The sequence below is a fragment of the Klebsiella africana genome (assembly GCF_020526085.1).
Classification (GTDB): Bacteria; Pseudomonadota; Gammaproteobacteria; order Enterobacterales; family Enterobacteriaceae; genus Klebsiella; species Klebsiella africana.
In genome coordinates, this window is record NZ_CP084874.1 from 4,326,371 (window position 1) to 4,344,363 (window position 17,993).

The 17,993-nt window shown below is 56.3% G+C and carries 17 protein-coding genes; 7 read left to right on the forward strand and 10 right to left on the reverse strand.

The genetic code is table 11. The annotated features are described in order from the left end of the window. Positions 1–93 precede the first annotated feature (93 nt). From nadC to hofC, 4 genes are all read left to right on the forward strand, one after another. A complete protein-coding gene (gene nadC / locus LGL98_RS20880) occupies positions 94–987 on the forward strand; it encodes a carboxylating nicotinate-nucleotide diphosphorylase (RefSeq protein ID WP_025710981.1) in 894 nt (297 codons plus the stop codon). Positions 988–1,168: 181 nt separating this feature from the next. After that, positions 1,169–1,600 (forward strand): prepilin peptidase-dependent pilin, encoded by a 432-nt coding sequence (gene ppdD, locus LGL98_RS20885; RefSeq protein WP_002888683.1) that lies wholly within the window; start codon positions 1,169–1,171, stop codon positions 1,598–1,600. 10 nt (positions 1,601–1,610) lie between these two features. After that, positions 1,611–2,996, forward strand: a complete 1,386-nt coding sequence (gspE, locus tag LGL98_RS20890; RefSeq protein WP_136028975.1) for a type II secretion system protein GspE — start codon at positions 1,611–1,613, stop codon at positions 2,994–2,996. After that, the gene (gene hofC, locus LGL98_RS20895) at positions 2,986–4,191 is read left to right on the forward strand and encodes a protein transport protein HofC (protein ID WP_136028973.1); all 1,206 of its coding nucleotides are present in this window, start codon (positions 2,986–2,988) and stop codon (positions 4,189–4,191) included. The genes gspE and hofC overlap by 11 nt, the downstream gene beginning before the upstream one ends. A 36-nt stretch (positions 4,192–4,227) precedes the next feature. Here the strand turns inward: hofC and LGL98_RS20900 are convergent, their stop codons facing one another. Then, positions 4,228–5,271 carry a GMP reductase gene (locus LGL98_RS20900; RefSeq protein WP_136028971.1) on the reverse strand — a complete coding sequence of 348 codons (1,044 nt, stop codon included), beginning with the start codon at positions 5,269–5,271 and terminating at the stop codon, positions 4,228–4,230. 343 nt (positions 5,272–5,614) lie between these two features. Here LGL98_RS20900 and coaE point away from each other — a divergent pair, with 343 nt between their 5' ends. The 3 genes from coaE to yacG are packed head-to-tail and all read left to right on the forward strand — an operon-like array spanning position 5,615 to position 7,182. Further along, positions 5,615–6,235, forward strand: coding sequence for a dephospho-CoA kinase (coaE, locus tag LGL98_RS20905; protein WP_136028969.1), 621 nt, complete (start codon positions 5,615–5,617; stop codon positions 6,233–6,235). Further along, complete coding sequence (gene zapD, locus LGL98_RS20910) at positions 6,235–6,978, forward strand: cell division protein ZapD (RefSeq protein ID WP_136028967.1); 744 nt, start codon at positions 6,235–6,237, stop codon at positions 6,976–6,978. Before coaE ends, zapD begins: the two co-directional genes overlap by 1 nt. A gap of 9 nt (positions 6,979–6,987) precedes the next feature. Then, on the forward strand, positions 6,988–7,182 hold the full coding sequence (gene yacG, locus LGL98_RS20915) for a DNA gyrase inhibitor YacG (protein ID WP_136028965.1): 195 nt from the start codon (positions 6,988–6,990) through the stop codon (positions 7,180–7,182). 52 nt (positions 7,183–7,234) lie between these two features. On the opposite strand, the gene mutT is transcribed toward yacG, so the two are convergent. The 9 genes from mutT to murC form a co-directional block, all read right to left on the reverse strand. After that, positions 7,235–7,627, reverse strand: coding sequence for an 8-oxo-dGTP diphosphatase MutT (gene mutT / locus LGL98_RS20920; protein ID WP_136028963.1), 393 nt, complete (start codon positions 7,625–7,627; stop codon positions 7,235–7,237). A 60-nt stretch (positions 7,628–7,687) separates the two neighbouring features. After that, the gene (gene secA, locus LGL98_RS20925; protein ID WP_136028961.1) at positions 7,688–10,393 is read right to left on the reverse strand and encodes a preprotein translocase subunit SecA; all 2,706 of its coding nucleotides are present in this window, start codon (positions 10,391–10,393) and stop codon (positions 7,688–7,690) included. Positions 10,394–10,456: 63 nt separating this feature from the next. Continuing rightward, the gene (secM, locus tag LGL98_RS20930; protein WP_168435171.1) at positions 10,457–10,954 is read right to left on the reverse strand and encodes a secA translation cis-regulator SecM; all 498 of its coding nucleotides are present in this window, start codon (positions 10,952–10,954) and stop codon (positions 10,457–10,459) included. A gap of 322 nt (positions 10,955–11,276) precedes the next feature. Next, positions 11,277–12,194: a UDP-3-O-acyl-N-acetylglucosamine deacetylase gene (lpxC, locus tag LGL98_RS20935; RefSeq protein ID WP_025710992.1), complete on the reverse strand. Its 918-nt coding sequence runs from the start codon at positions 12,192–12,194 to the stop codon at positions 11,277–11,279. A 100-nt stretch (positions 12,195–12,294) separates the two neighbouring features. Beyond that, the gene (ftsZ, locus tag LGL98_RS20940) at positions 12,295–13,446 is read right to left on the reverse strand and encodes a cell division protein FtsZ (RefSeq protein WP_136028958.1); all 1,152 of its coding nucleotides are present in this window, start codon (positions 13,444–13,446) and stop codon (positions 12,295–12,297) included. 62 nt (positions 13,447–13,508) lie between these two features. Beyond that, the gene (gene ftsA / locus LGL98_RS20945) at positions 13,509–14,771 is read right to left on the reverse strand and encodes a cell division protein FtsA (protein WP_002888625.1); all 1,263 of its coding nucleotides are present in this window, start codon (positions 14,769–14,771) and stop codon (positions 13,509–13,511) included. Beyond that, entirely contained in the window at positions 14,768–15,598 is an 831-nt protein-coding gene (gene ftsQ, locus LGL98_RS20950) for a cell division protein FtsQ (RefSeq protein WP_004204342.1), read from the reverse strand. The genes ftsA and ftsQ overlap by 4 nt, the downstream gene beginning before the upstream one ends. Before the next feature lies 1 nt (position 15,599). Further along, entirely contained in the window at positions 15,600–16,520 is a 921-nt protein-coding gene (locus LGL98_RS20955) for a D-alanine--D-alanine ligase (protein ID WP_136028956.1), read from the reverse strand. Next, positions 16,513–17,988 carry a UDP-N-acetylmuramate--L-alanine ligase gene (gene murC, locus LGL98_RS20960; RefSeq protein WP_136028954.1) on the reverse strand — a complete coding sequence of 492 codons (1,476 nt, stop codon included), beginning with the start codon at positions 17,986–17,988 and terminating at the stop codon, positions 16,513–16,515. Before murC ends, LGL98_RS20955 begins: the two co-directional genes overlap by 8 nt. Positions 17,989–17,993: the final 5 nt, after the last annotated feature.

Genomic DNA, 17,993 nt, shown 5'->3' on the forward strand with positions numbered 1-17,993 from the left:
GCCGGCCCAAAGGATGAAGTGTGTATGGTACTGAAACGTTGTTCAGGTTAGCATGTTTCCCACTTCTGAATCTTATCTATCTGGAGCTTTATCATGTCGCCTCGTCGTTATAACCCCGACCGCCGCCGTGACGTGCTGCTGGAACGTATTAATCTCGATATTACCGATGCTGTGGCACACTCTCTGCGGGAAGATTTAGGCGGCGAAGTCGACGCCAACAACGATATTAGCGCACAATTATTGCCGCAGGATGCACGCTCCCATGCGGTGGTCATTACCCGTGAAGATGGTGTCTTCTGTGGCAAACGCTGGGTGGAAGAGGTCTTTATTCAGCTCGCTGGCGATGACGTGAACATCACCTGGCATGTGGCCGATGGCGACGCCGTCAAAGCCAACCAGCCGCTGTTCGAGCTGGAAGGCCCGTCGCGTATCCTGCTCACTGGCGAACGTACGGCACTGAACTTTGTGCAAACCCTCTCCGGCGTCGCCAGCGTCGTCCGTCGCTATGTCGACCTACTGGCCGGCACTAAAACCCAACTGCTGGATACGCGTAAAACGCTGCCAGGGCTGCGTACCGCGCTAAAATATGCCGTACTCTGCGGCGGCGGCGCCAACCACCGTCTGGGCCTGTTCGACGCTTTCCTGATTAAAGAAAATCACATCATCGCCTCCGGCTCGATCCGCCAGGCGGTGGAAAAGGCGTTCTGGCTGCATCCTGATGTACCGGTGGAAGTGGAAGTGGAAACCCTGGATGAACTGGAGCAGGCGTTAAAAGCCGGGGCCGATATTATTATGCTCGATAACTTCACCACCGATCTGATGCGCGAGGCGGTGAAAATCACCGCAGGCCAGGCGGCGCTGGAGGTCTCCGGTAACGTCACCTTTGACACCATCCGCGAATTTGCCGACACCGGCGTCGACTATATCTCCGTCGGCGCCCTGACCAAACATGTGCAGGCGCTCGACCTGTCGATGCGTTTCCGTTAAGGAATTGGCCTTCTCGCCTCCGGGCGTGAAGGCCTGAATTTGCGACCCGACTCGCAGCCCCTCTTGCTCGCCATGAAATCCCGGTAAAAACCCTGGAACCCGGTTTCCCGGATCGTTTTCGCCTCCTCGCCTGATATCCCAAATCCCGTCACAGTGCTCCTGTCACAACAAGGAGCGACTTATGGATAAACAACGAGGTTTTACTCTGATTGAACTGATGGTGGTCATTGGGATCATCGCCATTCTCAGCGCCATCGGCATCCCGGCCTACCAGAACTACCTGCGTAAAGCCGCCCTCACCGACCTGCTGCAGACCTTTGTCCCTTACCGGACGGCCATCGAACTTTGCGCGCTCGATCATGGTGGCCTGACGCCATGCGACGGCGGCAGCAACGGCATTCCCTCGCCGACAACCACCCGCTACCTTTCCGCCATGAGCGTGGCCAAAGGCGTCGTTACCCTCACCGGCCAGGAGAGTCTGAACGGACTGGGTGTCACCCTGACCCCGACCTGGGATAACGCCGAGGGGGTCACCGGCTGGCAGCGCGTCTGTACTATCACCGGCAATAGCGCGCTTCAGCAGGCCTGCGAAGACGTCTTTCGGGTGAAGTGAGGGCGAAAATATGAAAACAGAACAGCTGATCCCCCTTTGCCATCGCTACCATGCCCTGCTGCTGCATAGCGATGAGCAGACGATTTCTATCGCGGTAGTCGATACCCCACCGGCGGAGCTGATGGAGGCGTTACGCTTCGCGACGCAAAAACGGATCGACATTGAATGCTGGAGCCAGGAGCAGATGGATAAACGTCTGCAGGCCCAGGAAAAGCAGACGCAACTGGCGCAGAACACCGGGCCGGAAAACATCGCCGAACGGGTCAACCAGATCCTCGAACAGGCTCTACGTCAGCGAGCGTCCGATATTCATATCGAGCCTACGGAAACGCACTTACGCATCCGCCTGCGAGTCGATGGCGTCCTGCACGCCCTGCCGCTGCTGGCGCCCGAGCTGGCCGCGCCGGTTATCGCGCGACTCAAGGTCATGGCCAGTCTCGATATTGCCGAGCACCGTTTACCGCAGGATGGCCAGTTCGCGCTGAACCTCGCCGGACGGCCGCTCTCCTTTCGCATCGCCACTCTGCCCTGCCGCTATGGCGAAAAGATTGTCCTGCGCCTTCTGCATCAGGTAGACCAGGCGCTGGATCTGGAGGCCCTCGGCCTCTCATCCTCCCAGCTGGCGGCCTTTCGCCAGGCGCTGAACCAGCCGCAGGGGCTGCTGCTGGTCACTGGCCCAACCGGAAGCGGAAAAACAGTGACCCTCTACAGCGCCCTGCAGGCCAGAAATCGTGAGCAAGTGAATATCTGTAGCGTGGAGGATCCGCTGGAGATCCCCATTGCCGGAATGAATCAGACGCAAATCAACCCCCGCGCCGGACTGACCTTTCACAGTGTGCTGCGCGCCCTGTTACGCCAGGACCCGGATATTGTCATGGTGGGTGAAATCCGCGATGCCGAGACTGCCGAAATCGCGCTCAAAGCCGCCCAGACCGGTCATCTGGTGCTCTCCACTCTACACACTAACTCCACCAGTGAAACCCTGACTCGTTTGCAGCAAATGGGCATTGCTCGCTGGATGATCTCTTCTGCGCTCTCGCTGGTTATCGCCCAGCGTCTGGTCCGCAAGCTATGTCCCCACTGTCGGCGTAATGCCGGCAGCGCCGCCGACCTACCGCATAGTCTGTGGCCACGTCCGCTGCCACGCTGGCAGGCGACGGGCTGCGAACACTGCTATCACGGGTATTACGGCCGTCTGGCGTTGTTCGAAGTATTACCTGTCACCCCAGCATTACGTCAGGGAATTGTTCAGGGGTTGAACGCCATTGAAATTGAATCTCTGGCGCGAGCCGCGGGGATGATGACGCTTTTTGAAAGCGGCTGTCAGGCTATCGAGCAGGGATTGACCAGTCTTGAAGAGGTGGTGCGGGTGCTGGGGATACCTCATGGCGACTAAGCGTCTCTGGCGCTGGCGAGGTGTCGATGCGCAGGGCGCGCCTTGTCAGGGAATGTTATGGCAAGCCAGTCGTCTGCAGGTGCTGCATCACCTCCAGCAACAGCGCATCATGCCGCTGGTCGTGCGCCGCTGTCCAGTGAAGCAGAGCCTGTGGCATCCGCGCTACAGTAGCGAAACGATCCGTCAATTGGCGACCTTACTGCAGGCAGGGTTGCCGCTGGCGGACGGGTTATCGCTGCTGGCGCAGCAACAACCGCATGCGCAGTGGCAGGCGCTGCTTGAGGCGCTGGGCCGCGAGCTGGGGGAAGGCGTCGCGTTCTCTGCCGCGCTGGCGCAGTGGCCGCAGGCCTTTCCGCCACTTTATCTGGCGATGATTAGCACCGGCGAACTAACAGGCAAGCTCGATATCTGCTGTCTGCAGCTGGCCAACCAGCAGCAGGAGCAGCAGCGGCTCGCCGGCAAAGTCAAAAAAGCGCTGCGCTACCCGCTGATCGTGCTATCCCTGGCATTGGTGGTGGTGCTGGGGATGCTCTATTTTGTCCTGCCCGAGTTCACTGCCATCTACCAAACGTTCAATACACCACTGCCGCTGTTGACGCGGATCGTCATTGCGGCAGGCGATATGCTGAGTCGTGGTTGGCCATTGCTGTTGGCCTTGCTGCTGAGTCCATTGCTGCTCAACCAACTGGTTCGGCAGCGTAGCGACTGGCTGCTGCGTCGCCAGCGTTTGCTTAACGCCCTCCCCCTCGTCGGCCCCCTGATCGGCGGTCAACAGCTGAGTCTGATATTCACCATCCTGGCATTAACCCAAAGCGCGGGCATTAGCTTCCTGCAAGGGCTGCAAAGCGTTGAAGAGACTCTGTCGTGTCCGCTGTGGCGTCAGCGCCTGACACAGGCGCGTGAGCGGATAGCTCAAGGAGAACCCATCTGGCAGGCGTTAAGCCGCTGCGGCGGTTTTACACCGCTGTGTCTGCAGCTCATTCGCACCGGTGAAAGCGCTGGAGCCCTGGATCAGATGCTGGAAAACCTGGCGCACCATCATCAGGAACAAACCCATCAACGAGCCGACAGTCTGGCTGCGCATCTGGAACCCTTGATGCTGGTGATAACCGGTTCACTGGTCGGCATCCTGGTGGTGGCGATGTATTTGCCCGTTTTTCACCTGGGCGATGCCATTGGCGGGGCGGGAGGATGAGAAACGCTGGCACCGTCCAGGCGCCAGCGCAGCCGGTTACAGGCTATTGAATACCCGGTTCTCTTGTTCCTGAACGCGGATAAAGGTCGTACGTTTGGTCAGCTCTTTCAAACGCGAGGCACCTACATAGGTGCAGGCAGAACGCAGGCCGCCAAGAATATCACGAGCGGTATTGTCTACCGGACCACGCAGCGGCAGCTTAACGGTTTTGCCTTCCGCCGCGCGGTATTTCGCCACACCGCCCACGTGACGCGTCATCGCCGACTCGGAGCTCATGCCATAGAACAGCATGAATTTCTCGCCGTTCTCTTCGACAATGGTGCCACCGCTCTCTTCGTGGCCTGCCAGCATGCCGCCAAGCATCACGAAATCGGCGCCGCCGCCAAAAGCTTTCGCCACATCCCCCGGCATGGTGCAGCCGCCGTCGCTGATGATCTGGCCACCAAGACCGTGCGCAGCATCGGCACATTCGATTACGGCGGAGAGCTGCGGATAGCCGACGCCGGTCTTAACGCGGGTGGTGCAGACAGAGCCTGGGCCAATCCCAACTTTGACAATATCGGCACCGGAGAGGATCAGCTCTTCACACATTTCACCGGTGACCACGTTCCCGGCGATAATGGTTTTTTGCGGCCAGGCTTCGCGGGCTTTCGCCACGAACTGAACGAAGTGTTCAGAGTAGCCGTTAGCAACGTCGATGCACACAAAGTTCAGTTGCGGATTCTGAGAAAGGATCTGTTGCGTTTTTTCGAAATCCGCATCGGACGTGCCGGTGGAAACCATCACATGCTTGAGGACGTCTGCGGAGGCTTCCTGCACAAATGCCTGCCACTCTTCAGCAGTGTAGTGCTTGTGTACCGCGGTCAGAATGCCAAAAGTGGCCAGTGCTTTCGCCATGCTGAAGGTGCCGACGGTATCCATGTTAGCCGCAATAATCGGCACACCGGACCAGGTCTGGCCTGAATGTTTAAAGGTGAATTCACGTTCCAGCTCAACATCAGAACGGCTTTTGAGGGTAGAGCGTTTCGGGCGGATAAGAACGTCTTTGAAACCAAGCTTCAGATCTTCTTCAATACGCATGTGCGAATTCCTGGGGTTAATGGCATTAATGTGAGAGCACAACTCCAGTGACGTTATCATACGCACGAATCAGGCCCGCGCAAGACTGCGATTTTCACTTTTTTTACGCTACAATCGTATAAATTTACCTGGTGAATAGTGAAAAAAGCGCTAACGCCTTCACCCGCCAGTGTATTATTTTTAACCATTTGATTTGCTTGATTAAAAGAAACAGAATAGCGGACGGCGTTCCCGGTTGGCACGGGACCTCACGACATGATCACTGTTGCCTCCCCGGCGTACCGCCAGTTATCGCTGTCTGAATACAAATAAATACGAGCAATCCGTTTCAGGGTCAGAAGATATGGGGTACACAGTCGCGTTAACAGGCGGGATCGGTAGCGGTAAAAGTACGGTCGCCGACGCCTTCGCGCAGCTCGGGGTTAACGTTATCGATGCCGATGTCATCGCCCGTCAGGTCGTCGAGCCCGGTACCCCGGCACTCCAAGCCATTGCCGGCCACTTCGGGCCACAGATGATTGCCGCCGACGGCACGCTAAACCGTCGCCTGCTACGGGAAAAAATTTTTGCTCATGTGGAGGAAAAAGCCTGGCTCAACGCGCTGTTGCATCCGCTGATTCAGCAGGAAACGCGCCGCCAGATGCAGGCCGCTACCTCCCCTTATCTCCTCTGGGTCGTACCTTTGCTGGTCGAAAACCGCCTGTCCAGCCAGGCCGATCGCGTACTGGTCGTCGATGTGCCAAAAGAGACGCAAATCGAACGCACTATGCTGCGCGATAAGGTCAGCCGCGAACATGCTGAACATATTCTTGCCGCCCAGGCCACGCGCGAGCAGCGTCTGGCCATCGCGGACGATGTTATTGAAAACACTGGCACGCCGGATGCAGTGGCATCGGATGTTGCCCGCCTGCACGAAAAGTATTTAACGCTGGCATCGCAGGCCGCCTCACAGGAAAACTCGTAATGCATACCCCCGTTCTGTTTGAACATCCTCTTAATGAGAAAATGCGCACCTGGCTGCGCATTGAATTTCTGATCCAGCAGATGGCTTTCCATCCGCTGATTGCCACTCATGCCGATGCGCTCCATTTTTTCCGTAACGCAGGCGATCTGCTGGATGTCCTGGAGCGCGGCGAGGTGCGCACTGATCTGGTTAAAGAGTTGGAACGCCAGCAGCGTAAGCTCCAGTCCTGGGCAGAAGTGCCTGGCGTCGATCAGGAGCGTATTAACGAGCTGCGCCATCAGCTGAAGCAGTCCTCCAGCACCCTGATGGCCGCGCCGCGCATTGGTCAGTTTCTGCGTGAAGATCGCCTGATTGCGCTGGTGCGTCAGCGTCTGAGTATTCCTGGCGGCTGCTGCAGCTTCGATTTACCGACCCTGCATATCTGGCTCCATATGCCGCAGGCGCATCGAGACGAGCAAGTAGCCAGCTGGCTCGCCAGCCTCGATCCGCTGGTCCAGTCCCTGAGCCTGATCCTCGATCTGATCCGTAACTCTGCACAGTTCCGCAAACAGACAAGCCTCAATGGCTTTTATCAGGATAATGGCGAAGATGCCGATCTGTTGCGCCTGCGTCTCGATCTGGCCTATCAGCTTTATCCACAAATTTCCGGCCATAAGAGCCGTTTCGCCATCCGTTTTCTGCCGCTGGACAGTGAATATGGGATTGTGCCGGAACGCTTTGATTTTGAACTGGCCTGCTGTTAAGGAGATATCATGTCAGAAGAGACTATCGTCAACTGCCCGACCTGCGGCAAAAACGTGGTGTGGGGCGAGCAGAGCCCGTTTCGTCCGTTCTGTAGCAAGCGCTGCCAGCTGATCGATTTGGGTGAATGGGCTACGGAAGAGAAGCGCATCCCCAGCGCGGGGGATCTCTCCGATAGCGATGACTGGAGTGAGCAGCAGCCCTGATTTACCGGCACGCTAACCCGAAAATTATCGGGTTAGCGTTATAGCCTGATGCTCAGCCCTGGGCAATAAGTTTGCTGATAACTGGTTCATTCGCCGGAGGAAACGCCGCCGGATCCAACGTCGGTCCCGCCATCCACTGCCCCGGCTGCCCTTCTTTACCCCACGGCTCGCCTTGCCAACTTTCCACGAGGAAAAACCACAGCGTAATATGGCGATCGGGGAACTGATACTCCAGCTTATCAAAGAGCGAAGAGGTGGTGACCGTAATCCCAACCTCTTCCTGCAGCTCACGTACTAGCGCCTGCTCCGGCGTCTCATCAGATTCAATCTTCCCGCCCGGGAACTCCAGCTTATTCGCCATATGGGCATCGGCAGCGCGCTGGGTAATAAAGATTTCGCCTTGCGGATTGCGAATGATCCCGACGGCGATTTGCAGTTTTTTCAATGAATCAGCTCCATAAAAAAGGCGCAGAAATCTGCGCCCTGGTTTTCTTTTTATCAGCCCTTAGCTCAGACGGCCGTGGCACTGTTTGTATTTTTTGCCAGATCCGCACGGGCATGGATCGTTACGGCCCACTTTACGCTCACCGGTTTGCGCCGCCAGATCCTGGGCTGCGGCTTCATCATCGCTCTGATGGCTGAGCTGCTGCATCTGCGCCAGGCGCTCGGCCTCTTCACGACGCTGCTGCTCCATCGCCTCGACTTCTTCCGGCATCCGCACCTGGACTTTGCTCAGGGTGCTGATCACTTCATACTTCAGTGACTCCAGCATCGCGGCAAACATCGAGAACGATTCGCGCTTGTACTCCTGCTTCGGATCTTTCTGCGCATAGCCGCGCAGGTGGATACCCTGGCGCAGGTAATCCATCGCCGCCAGGTGCTCTTTCCACAGTGAATCCAGGGTCTGCAGCATCACACCTTTCTCGAAGTGGCGCATCATCTCGGCACCGACCACTTCTTCTTTACGCTGGTAGGTTTCTACCGCGCTCTGCAGAATACGTTCGCGCAGGGTTTCTTCATGCAGCTCCGGCTCTTTATCCAGCCACTCTTTGATTGGCAGGTCGAGGTCGAAGTCGTTTTTCAGGCGCTCCTGCAGACCGTCGATATCCCACATCTCTTCCAGCGACTGCGGCGGAATATGGGCATCGATAGTCGCTTTAAAGACGTCTTCGCGAATGCTGTTGATGGTTTCGCTGACGTCAGACACGTCCAGCAGCTCGTTACGCTGGGTGTAGATCGCCCGGCGCTGGTCGTTGGCCACATCATCATATTCCAGCAGCTGCTTACGAATATCGAAGTTACGGCTTTCCACTTTACGTTGGGCATTGGCGATAGCCTTGGTCACCCACGGGTGTTCGATAGCTTCGCCCGGCTTCATCCCCAGTTTGCGCATCATGCCGGACACGCGATCGGAAGCGAAGATACGCATCAGGGCATCTTCCATTGACAGGTAGAAGCGGGAAGAACCGGCATCCCCCTGACGACCAGCACGGCCGCGCAGCTGGTTATCGATACGGCGAGATTCATGACGCTCGGTACCGATGATGTGCAGACCGCCTGCGGCCAGTACCGCATCGTGGCGTACCTGCCAGTCGGCTTTGATTTTCTCAATCTGCTCTGGCGTTGGGTTTTCCAGCGCGGCGACTTCGGCCTGCCAGCTACCGCCCAGCATAATATCGGTACCACGACCCGCCATGTTGGTGGCGATGGTCACCGCAGAAGGGTAGCCCGCCTGGGCGACGATATCTGCTTCGCTGGCGTGGAATTTGGCGTTCAGGACATTGTGCTTGATGCCGGCTTTGGTCAGTTCGCGGGAAACCACTTCAGATTTTTCGATCGAGATAGTACCGACCAGCACCGGCTGACCGGCAGCGGTACGGGTTTTGATATCTTCGATAATCGCCTGAATTTTTTCCGCTTCGGTCATATAGACCAGGTCCGCCATATCTTTACGGATCATCGGACGGTTGGTCGGCACAACCACGGTATCCAGCTTATAGATAGAGCTGAATTCAAAGGCTTCGGTATCGGCTGTACCGGTCATCCCGGCCAGCTTCTCGTACAGACGGAAATAGTTCTGGAAGGTAATTGAAGCCAGAGTCTGGTTCTCGTTCTGGATCTCCACGCCCTCTTTGGCCTCCACGGCCTGGTGCAGACCATCGGACCAGCGGCGGCCCTGCATCGTACGACCAGTGTGTTCATCGACGATAATGACTTCACCATCTTTAACAATGTAGTCAACGTCGCGGGTAAACAGCGCATGGGCGCGCAGCGCAGCGGTCACGTGGTGCATCAGCATAATGTTGGTCGGAGAGTACAGGGACTCACCTTCATCCATAATGCCTTCCTGTACCAGCAGCTCTTCGATCAGCACCAGACCACGTTCAGTCAGGTTGACCTGGCGCGCTTTCTCGTCAACGGAGAAGTGGCCTTCACCGGTGAAGGTATCCGAATCCTCTTTTTCCTGACGGATCAGGTGCGGAATGATCTTGTTGACCTTGCGGTACATTTCCGAGCTGTCTTCCGCCGGGCCGGAAATAATCAGCGGGGTACGCGCTTCGTCGATCAGGATGGAGTCCACCTCATCCACCAGCGCATAGTGCAGTTTACGTTGAACGCGCTCTTCCGGGCTGAAGGCCATATTGTCGCGCAGATAGTCGAAGCCGTATTCGTTGTTGGTGCCGTAGGTAATATCGGCAGCGTAGGCTTCACGCTTCGCCGGTGCCGGCAGACCGGACATGTTGACGCCAACCGTCATGCCAAGGAATTCAAACAGCGGGCGGTTATTTTCGGCGTCACGCTGGGCCAGGTAGTCGTTGACGGTCACTACGTGAACGCCTTTACCGGTCAGCGCGTTGAGGTACGCCGGCAGGGTCGCGGTCAGAGTTTTACCTTCACCGGTACGCATCTCGGCGATGCAGCGATCGTTAAGCACCATACCGCCCAGCAGCTGGACGTCAAAGTGCCGCATGCCGAACACGCGCTTACTGGCTTCGCGAACGACGGCGAAGGCTTCCGGGATCAGGTTCTCCAGCACTTCGCCTTTTTCCAGGCGCGCGCGGAATTCAGCGGTTTTCGCTTTCAGCTCGTCATCAGAGAGTTTTTCCATCGCCGGTTCCATACCGTTGATGATATTGACGACTTTGCGCATACGACGCAGTGTACGGTCGTTACGGCTACCGAAAACCTTGGTTAACATTTTAATAAGCATAATAAAATCTCAAACGCCCCGCGGTGCGGAGTCACAAAAAAATAAGATGGTCCGTGTATATTTTCAGCTGAGACGTTGAGGCCCTGCGCGGATCCCCGTCACCTGGCTTATCCAGGCGCTGACGCGGAACGCGGAATAGGAGGAAGGAATATACGCCGCCTGGCGGATCACCACCGGCGGCGTGCTGTCCTGAGTCAGTAGCGCACTGAGCGTGTCGAGCAGCGCCAGATGCTGCGCCTGTAATGGGGACGCTTCTTCCGCCACTGGCAACGCCTGCGGCGCCATGGCGAAAGAGAGATGACGAATGACAGTGCGAATGGCGTGTTGATGCCAGTAATCGACGGTAAAGTTGGGCCGACGATTGGTCTCCAGTAGCGCCAGCTGAGAGAAATTAACTTTGCTCGGATTGTGGTTGCTGGCGGTCGCTTTCGCCGGCGCCGTGGTTTCATGGCCGTTGTTTAGCGCAGGCAGGCCGAGGCTAGCCGCGACCATCCCCAACAGGAGATGCGGCCAAAAATACCGTCTGCCAAACTGTCGCCAACGCGTCAGCAATCCACTCACGTTCATTACCTTTCTTTGGTATACCCGTTGTCGTTCAGGCTGTCTCTTTATTGACGTTTTTCGCAGGACAACCTGATGTCCACGGGGTAAAGCAACCCGGAGAAATAATTTTGCGCTCAAATACTAACATTAATACCGCCCAGAGGCAGCAGGAATGAAGTCGATTGCCCGGGCAAAACGCTTAATAAAGCAGCGAACGCGCGCTAATTATTATCCAGGGATTGCAGCGAAAAATAACCGATAGGGACTAAAAAGAAAAACGACTGGCTCCCTGGTCGGAGAGAGTACCAGGTTACCAGTCGAATTTACTGAATGGTCAGGCTTACGCCAGAACCATCGACGGTGCGCGGAACGCCAGGGGCAGTTTTGCGTCGTCTTCGAAGGTCACATACTCCCAAGCTTCCTGTTTTGCCAGAACAGCCTGCAGCAGTTTGTTATTCAACGCGTGACCCGATTTGTACGCCGTGAATGCGCCGATAATATTGTGACCACACATAAACAGGTCACCGATCGCATCCAACATTTTGTGGCGAACAAATTCGTCTTCAAAGCGCAGACCGTCTTCGTTCAGTACGCGATAATCGTCAACAACGATGGCACAATCGAAGCTACCGCCCAGGCACAGGCCGCGGGACTGCAGATATTCGATATCGCGCATAAAACCGAAAGTACGCGCCCGGCTAATTTGACGCATGAACGCATCGGCCGAGAAGTTCAGCGTATAGCGCTGGGTGCTGGCATCAATTGCCGGATGGTTAAAATCGATGGTGAAATCCAGCGAAAAACCATTGTACGGTTTGAATTCAGCCCATTTGTCGCCATCTTCGACGCGAACCGTCTCTTTGATACGAACAAATTTCTTGGCGCAGTTCAGTTCATCGATGCCGGCGTCCAGCAACAGATAAACGAACGGAGCCGCACTACCGTCCATAATCGGGATTTCTGGCGCATCGACTTCAACAATGATGTTGTCGATACCCAGGCCAGCCAATGCGGCGTTCAGGTGTTCAACCGTAGAAATCCGCACGTCATGCTCATTAACCAGGCAAGTACAGAGCATGGTATCACGCACAGATTTGGCATCAGCCGGAAAATCAACCGGTGGATTCAAGTCGGTGCGACGATAGATGACCCCGGTATTTGCCGGCGCAGGGCGTAACGTCAGCGTGACTTTCTTGCCGGTATGCAAACCGACACCAGTCGCCTGAACGATACGTTTAAGAGTCCTTTGTTTGATCATCGTATAATCTCGCCAATTTACCTATCCAACCGAAGTGTACACCACTATCGGGAGGCCAGTTTAGCACAAAGAGCGCAGATGCCCAACTTCCAGTCGATTCTTAATCGGCTTGCTTACGCAGGAAAGCAGGGATATCCAGATAATCTGGCTCTTTCGCGGTTTGCGGCGTGTTGTCGTTCACCACTTTTGCTGCCGGCTTCTGGTCTTGCGTCAGCGGCGACATACCGTGCTGCTGGTAACGATCCATTACCGGCTGCTGAACCTGCTTGTTGGTCACCAGGGTAATTTCCGGACGCTTGTCCATGCCGATGCCGGTCGCGACCACGGTCACGCGCAGCTCGTCGTTCATATCCGGGTCCAGAGAGGTACCGATAACCACGGTCGCATTATCCGAGGCAAATGCACGGATGGTGTTCCCCACCGTTTCGAACTCGTCCAGACGCAGGTCAAAGCCCGCAGTAATGTTGACCAGCACGCCGCGCGCACCGGACAGATCGATGTCTTCCAGCAGCGGAGAAGAGATAGCCATTTCAGCGGCTTCTTCCGCACGGTCTTCACCGCTTGCCACGCCGGAGCCCATCATGGCGTAGCCCATTTCAGACATCACGGTACGCACGTCCGCGAAGTCAACGTTCATCAGACCCGGGCGGGTAATCAGTTCGGCGATACCCTGCACTGCACCTTTCAGAACGTCGTTTGCTGCGCCGAATGCGTCGAGCAGGGAAATGCCACGACCGAGGACCTTCAGCAGCTTGTCGTTCGGGATGGTGATCAGTGAGTCAACGTGCTTGGACAGCTCGGTGATCCCCTGCTCAGCAAACGCCATGCGCTTCTTGCCTTCAAAATTAAACGGCTTAGTGACTACCGCAACGGTGAGGATCCCCAGATCCTTCGCCACTTCCGCAACAACAGGTGCCGCACCGGTACCGGTACCGCCGCCCATGCCTGCCGCGATGAACACCATGTCTGCGCCATCAAGGGCCGCACGCAGCGCTTCACGGTCTTCATCAGCCGCGTTACGGCCGACTTCCGGGTTCGCACCCGCGCCCAGACCTTTGGTAATACCGCTACCGATCTGGATGGTCTGGCCAACAGCCGTCTTACGCAGCGCCTGCGCATCGGTGTTCACCGCGAAGAATTCAACACCCTCAATGCGCTCGCGCACCATGTGTTCAACGGCATTACCGCCGCCGCCACCGACGCCGATGACTTTAATCACCGCGTCGTTGGTCAGTTCCATAGGTTCAAACATAGTTTCTCTCCGTCTTGTGCCTGTCGCCTGAGAACGCTAATTGTCTGCGTTCTCTTAAAAAATTAAAACTCTTTTCGCAGCCAGCTGTTCAGTCGTTTGATCCACGACCCCACTGAGGCTGTCACACGTTTTTCCACTTCTGCCTCACCACTGAGATGTGACTCTTTCCCGTAGTGCAGCAGCCCCACTGCCGTTGAATAATACGGCTCCTGGGCATAATCCGTTAAACCGGTGATGTTCAGCGGCGCGCCAATACGCACCTGAGTATGGAATACCCGCTGAGCACAGGCGGCAAGCCCTTCAATTTGCGCCGCACCGCCGGTTAACACAATTCCCGCTGCAAGATGATGTTTGACACCCTGCTGGCGGAGCTGTTCCTGCAGCTGCAGGATCTCTTCATTGACCAGATTAAGCAGCTCGGTGTAGCGTGGTTCAATGACCTCTGCCAGCGTCTGACGCTGCAGACTACGCGGCGGACGCCCACCAACGCTCGGTACCTCGACGTTTTCGTCTTTGCCGACAATGGAACCTAATGCACAACCGTGACGAACCTTGATCGCTTCGGCATCACTCGGCGGTGTACCGAAGGCATAGGCGATATCGCTGGTCACCACGTTCCCTGCATAAGGGATCACCTTGGTGTGACGCAGCGCGCCGCCGGTGTAGACGGCGATGTCCATTGTACCACCGCCAATGTCCACGACGCAGACGCCCAGCTCACGTTCGTCTTCTGTTAATACCGAATAACTGGCCGCTAAACCGGCGAAAATCAGTTGGTCAACTTTCAGACCACAACGTTCCACCGCTTTAACAATGTTTTTTGCCATATCGTTATGGCAGGTAATTAAATGTACCTTCGCCTGCATACGCACGCCGGACAGCCCTACCGGGTTTTTAATGCCTTCCTGGTAGTCAATGGCGTATTCCTGCGGGATGACATGCAGGACGCGATGCTCATCGCGTACACGAACCGATTTCGCGGTATGGACCACGTTCTCGACGTCGTCCTGTGTCACTTCTTCTTCCGAAATCGGTACCATCCCGATTTCATTCTGACAGCTTATATGTTTACCCGAAAGTGCCAAATAAACTGATGAAATCTGGCAATCCGCCATCAGTTCGGCCTGATCGATGGCGCGCTGTACGCATTTCACCACCGACTCAAGGTCGTTCACACCGCCTTTATCCATACCCCGCGATGGGCAACTGCCCACGCCGATGATATTAATCATGCCGTCGGGCAGAACTTCCCCTACTAAAGCGGCCACCTTGGCGGTGCCAATCTCCAGTCCAACTACCAGTTTTCTGTCCGTCGCCTTGATCATTGTTGTTCTGCCTGTGCCTGATTCTGTTGTTGATTAGTTTCCTCTGCGGGAGCAGGTACCCAGCCTACTGCCGCACCCGAGTCATAACGCAAATCAACGTAGCTAATCCGTTTGCCGTCGGTCTGCGCCTGCTGCTGAAGAACCGGGTAGAGTTCCATAAAGCGCTGAAGCCGTTTCATGGTATCGCCACGGCCAAGGTTGAGCTTAATGTCATTATTAAGCGTCAACTGCCAGGAGCGACGGGCGGTCATCGCCGCCACTTTCAACGTGAATTTATCCTTTGCCAGCACCTGCCCCATGTCACGATACCCTTGCAGCACTTCGTTCTCACTGCCTTCCGGGCCGTATAACATCGGTAAATTCTGTTTACTGGTGCGATCCGCCGGTACGCTGAAGGCATTTCCTTCTGCATCCACCATATGTTGATCATTCCAGCGCGCAATCGGCACATATTCAACCAGATGAATCTTCAATTCATCGGGCCACTGCTTACGAACGCTCGCCTGCTTAATCCACGGTAGGCGTTCAATTTGACTCTGAATGATATTCACATCCTGAGTCATAAAGGTGCCCGGCGATCCTAGCGCCAGGATCGCCTGGCGGATGTCATCATTGCGCGTATAGTGGCGCTCACCGGTAACGACCATCTTCGACAGCGGCAAGCGCTGCGCATCTTCCATCCAGCCAAGAACCATCCACCCGCTGACCAGCACGGTAAACAGCACCGCCAGCAGGAAAACAATCCCTGCCAGCCGCGTTCCATTACTCCGACGCGAAGAAGAAACGTCCTCTTCATGGTTCCGCGTATTCAGCGCAGCCTGCGACATATCACCCCGCCAGGTCCAGAATTCTTACAACAAGCTGGGAGAAGCTCATTCCTGCCTGACGCGCCGCCATCGGTACAAGGCTATGGCTGGTCATGCCCGGGGAAGTATTTGCTTCCAGCAGATAAAACTGGCCATCGCTGTCCAGCATCACGTCAATACGGCCCCAGCCTTTGCAACCCAAAACATTCCAGGCTTTAAGCACCAGGCTCTGGATAGCTGACTCACGCGCGGGATCTTTAAATCCTGGGCAGAAATATTGCGTCTCATCAGAGAGATACTTTGCCTCATAATCATAGAAGGTTCCCGCGGCCTGGATACGTATTGACGGTAAAATTTCTTCACCGACGATTGCGACGGTAAATTCCGGCCCACTGAGCCATTTTTCAACCAAAACTTCATCATCATGCTGAAAAGCCAGCGCCAATGCACTCGATAAATCACAGCTTTCACTGACTTTCGACATCCCGACACTTGAGCCTTCACGGCTGGGCTTGATGATGACCGGCAACCCCAGCGCCGCAATCTGTTGTTCGTCGTCAGCAGAAAGTCCTGCATTAAACTGTGCACGGGTCAGTGCGACCCACGGCGCGACCGGCAATCCTGCCCCCTGCCATAGCCATTTGCTGCGCAGTTTATCCATCGACAGCGCGGAGGCCATCACACCGCTGCCGGTATAAGGCAACTGGATCAGATCCAGCAGCCCCTGCAGTGTGCCATCTTCCCCGCCGCGGCCATGCAGGGCAATAAACGCTTTCTTAAAGCCCAGATTTTTTAGCTGGGTAATATCGACATCGCGCGGGTCAACCGGATGGGCATCCACCCCGCCTTCACGCAACCCGGCCAACACCGCGGCGCCTGAATTCAGCGACACTTCACGTTCAGCGGAGGTTCCACCGAAAAGCACCGCGATTTTATCAGCCATGGCGCTCTTCCTCCGTTTTTTGCGGAACCAGTTTGATTTCAGCCAGGTGACGGGCAATTTTTCCGATGTTTCCGGCGCCCTGCACCAACACGAGATCGTTACCGGTCAGTACCGAGGCCAGCATCTCCGCCGCCTGAGCCGGATCGGATACCAGGATCGGGTCCACCTTCCCGCGGCCGCGAATGGTGCGACACAGGGAACGACTGTCGGCGCCCGGGATCGGCGCTTCGCCCGCCGGATAGACGTCCAGCATCAGCAGGGCATCGACCTGGGTCAGCACGTTGGCGAAATCGTCATACAGATCGCGCGTACGGGTGTAACGGTGCGGTTGGAAAACCATCACCAGGTTTTTATCCGGCCAACCGGCACGTGCTGCTTTAATCGTGGCGTCCACTTCCGTCGGATGGTGGCCATAATCATCGATCAGCATCGCGCTGCCCGGCTTGCCGTTGACTTCCGCCAGCGGAAACTCACCGAGAAAATCAAAGCGGCGCCCGGTACCCTGGAAGCTTTCCAGCGCGCGCAGGATCGCCTGGTCATCAATACCCTCTTCCGTCGCCACAGCGACAGCGGCCGCCGCGTTCAGCGCGTTATGGCGCCCTGGGGCATTGAGAGTAACCTGGAGCAATTCTTTGTCCTGACGCACCAGGCGGAAATGTCCCTGCGCGCCAACCTGACGGTAATCCTCAACGCGAACGTCAGCATCGTCGCTAAAACCATAGGTGGTGATTTGGCGGCCGACGCGCGGCAGAAGCTCCCGGATCACCGGATCGTCCACGCACATCACCGCGCGTCCATAGAACGGCAGGTTGTGCAGGAAATTAATAAAGGTCTGCTTCAGATTCTCAAAGTCGCCATGGTAAGTATCCATATGGTCGGCTTCGATGTTGGTCACAATGGCGACCATCGGCTGCAGATGCAGGAACGACGCGTCGCTTTCATCCGCCTCCGCAATCAGGTAACGGCTATGGCCGAGACGGGCATGCACGCCCGCCGCTTTTACCAGCCCGCCGTTGACGAAGGTTGGATCAAGCCCTGCCTCGGCGTAAATACTGGACACCATCGCGGTGGTGGTGGTTTTGCCATGCGTCCCGGCAATCGCAATCCCGTGGCGGAAGCGCATCAGCTCCGCCAGCATTTCCGCACGGCGGATCACCGGGATGCGCGCCTCGTGCGCGGCAACAATTTCCGGGTTATCCGCGGAAATTGCGCTGGAAACGACCACAACGCTGGCATCGCGCACATTCTCCGGGCGATGGTTGAAATAAATAGTGGCGCCAAGCTGCGACAGCTGCTGGGTCACCGGATTCGGCGCCAGGTCCGAGCCGCTTATCTGATAACCTTCATTCGCCAACACTTCGGCAATACCGCCCATACCGGCACCGCCGATGCCGACAAAGTGAATGTGCCGAACGCGACGCATCTCGGGCACTATGGAACGCAGTTTTGCCAAATCTTGTGTATTCATTCTTT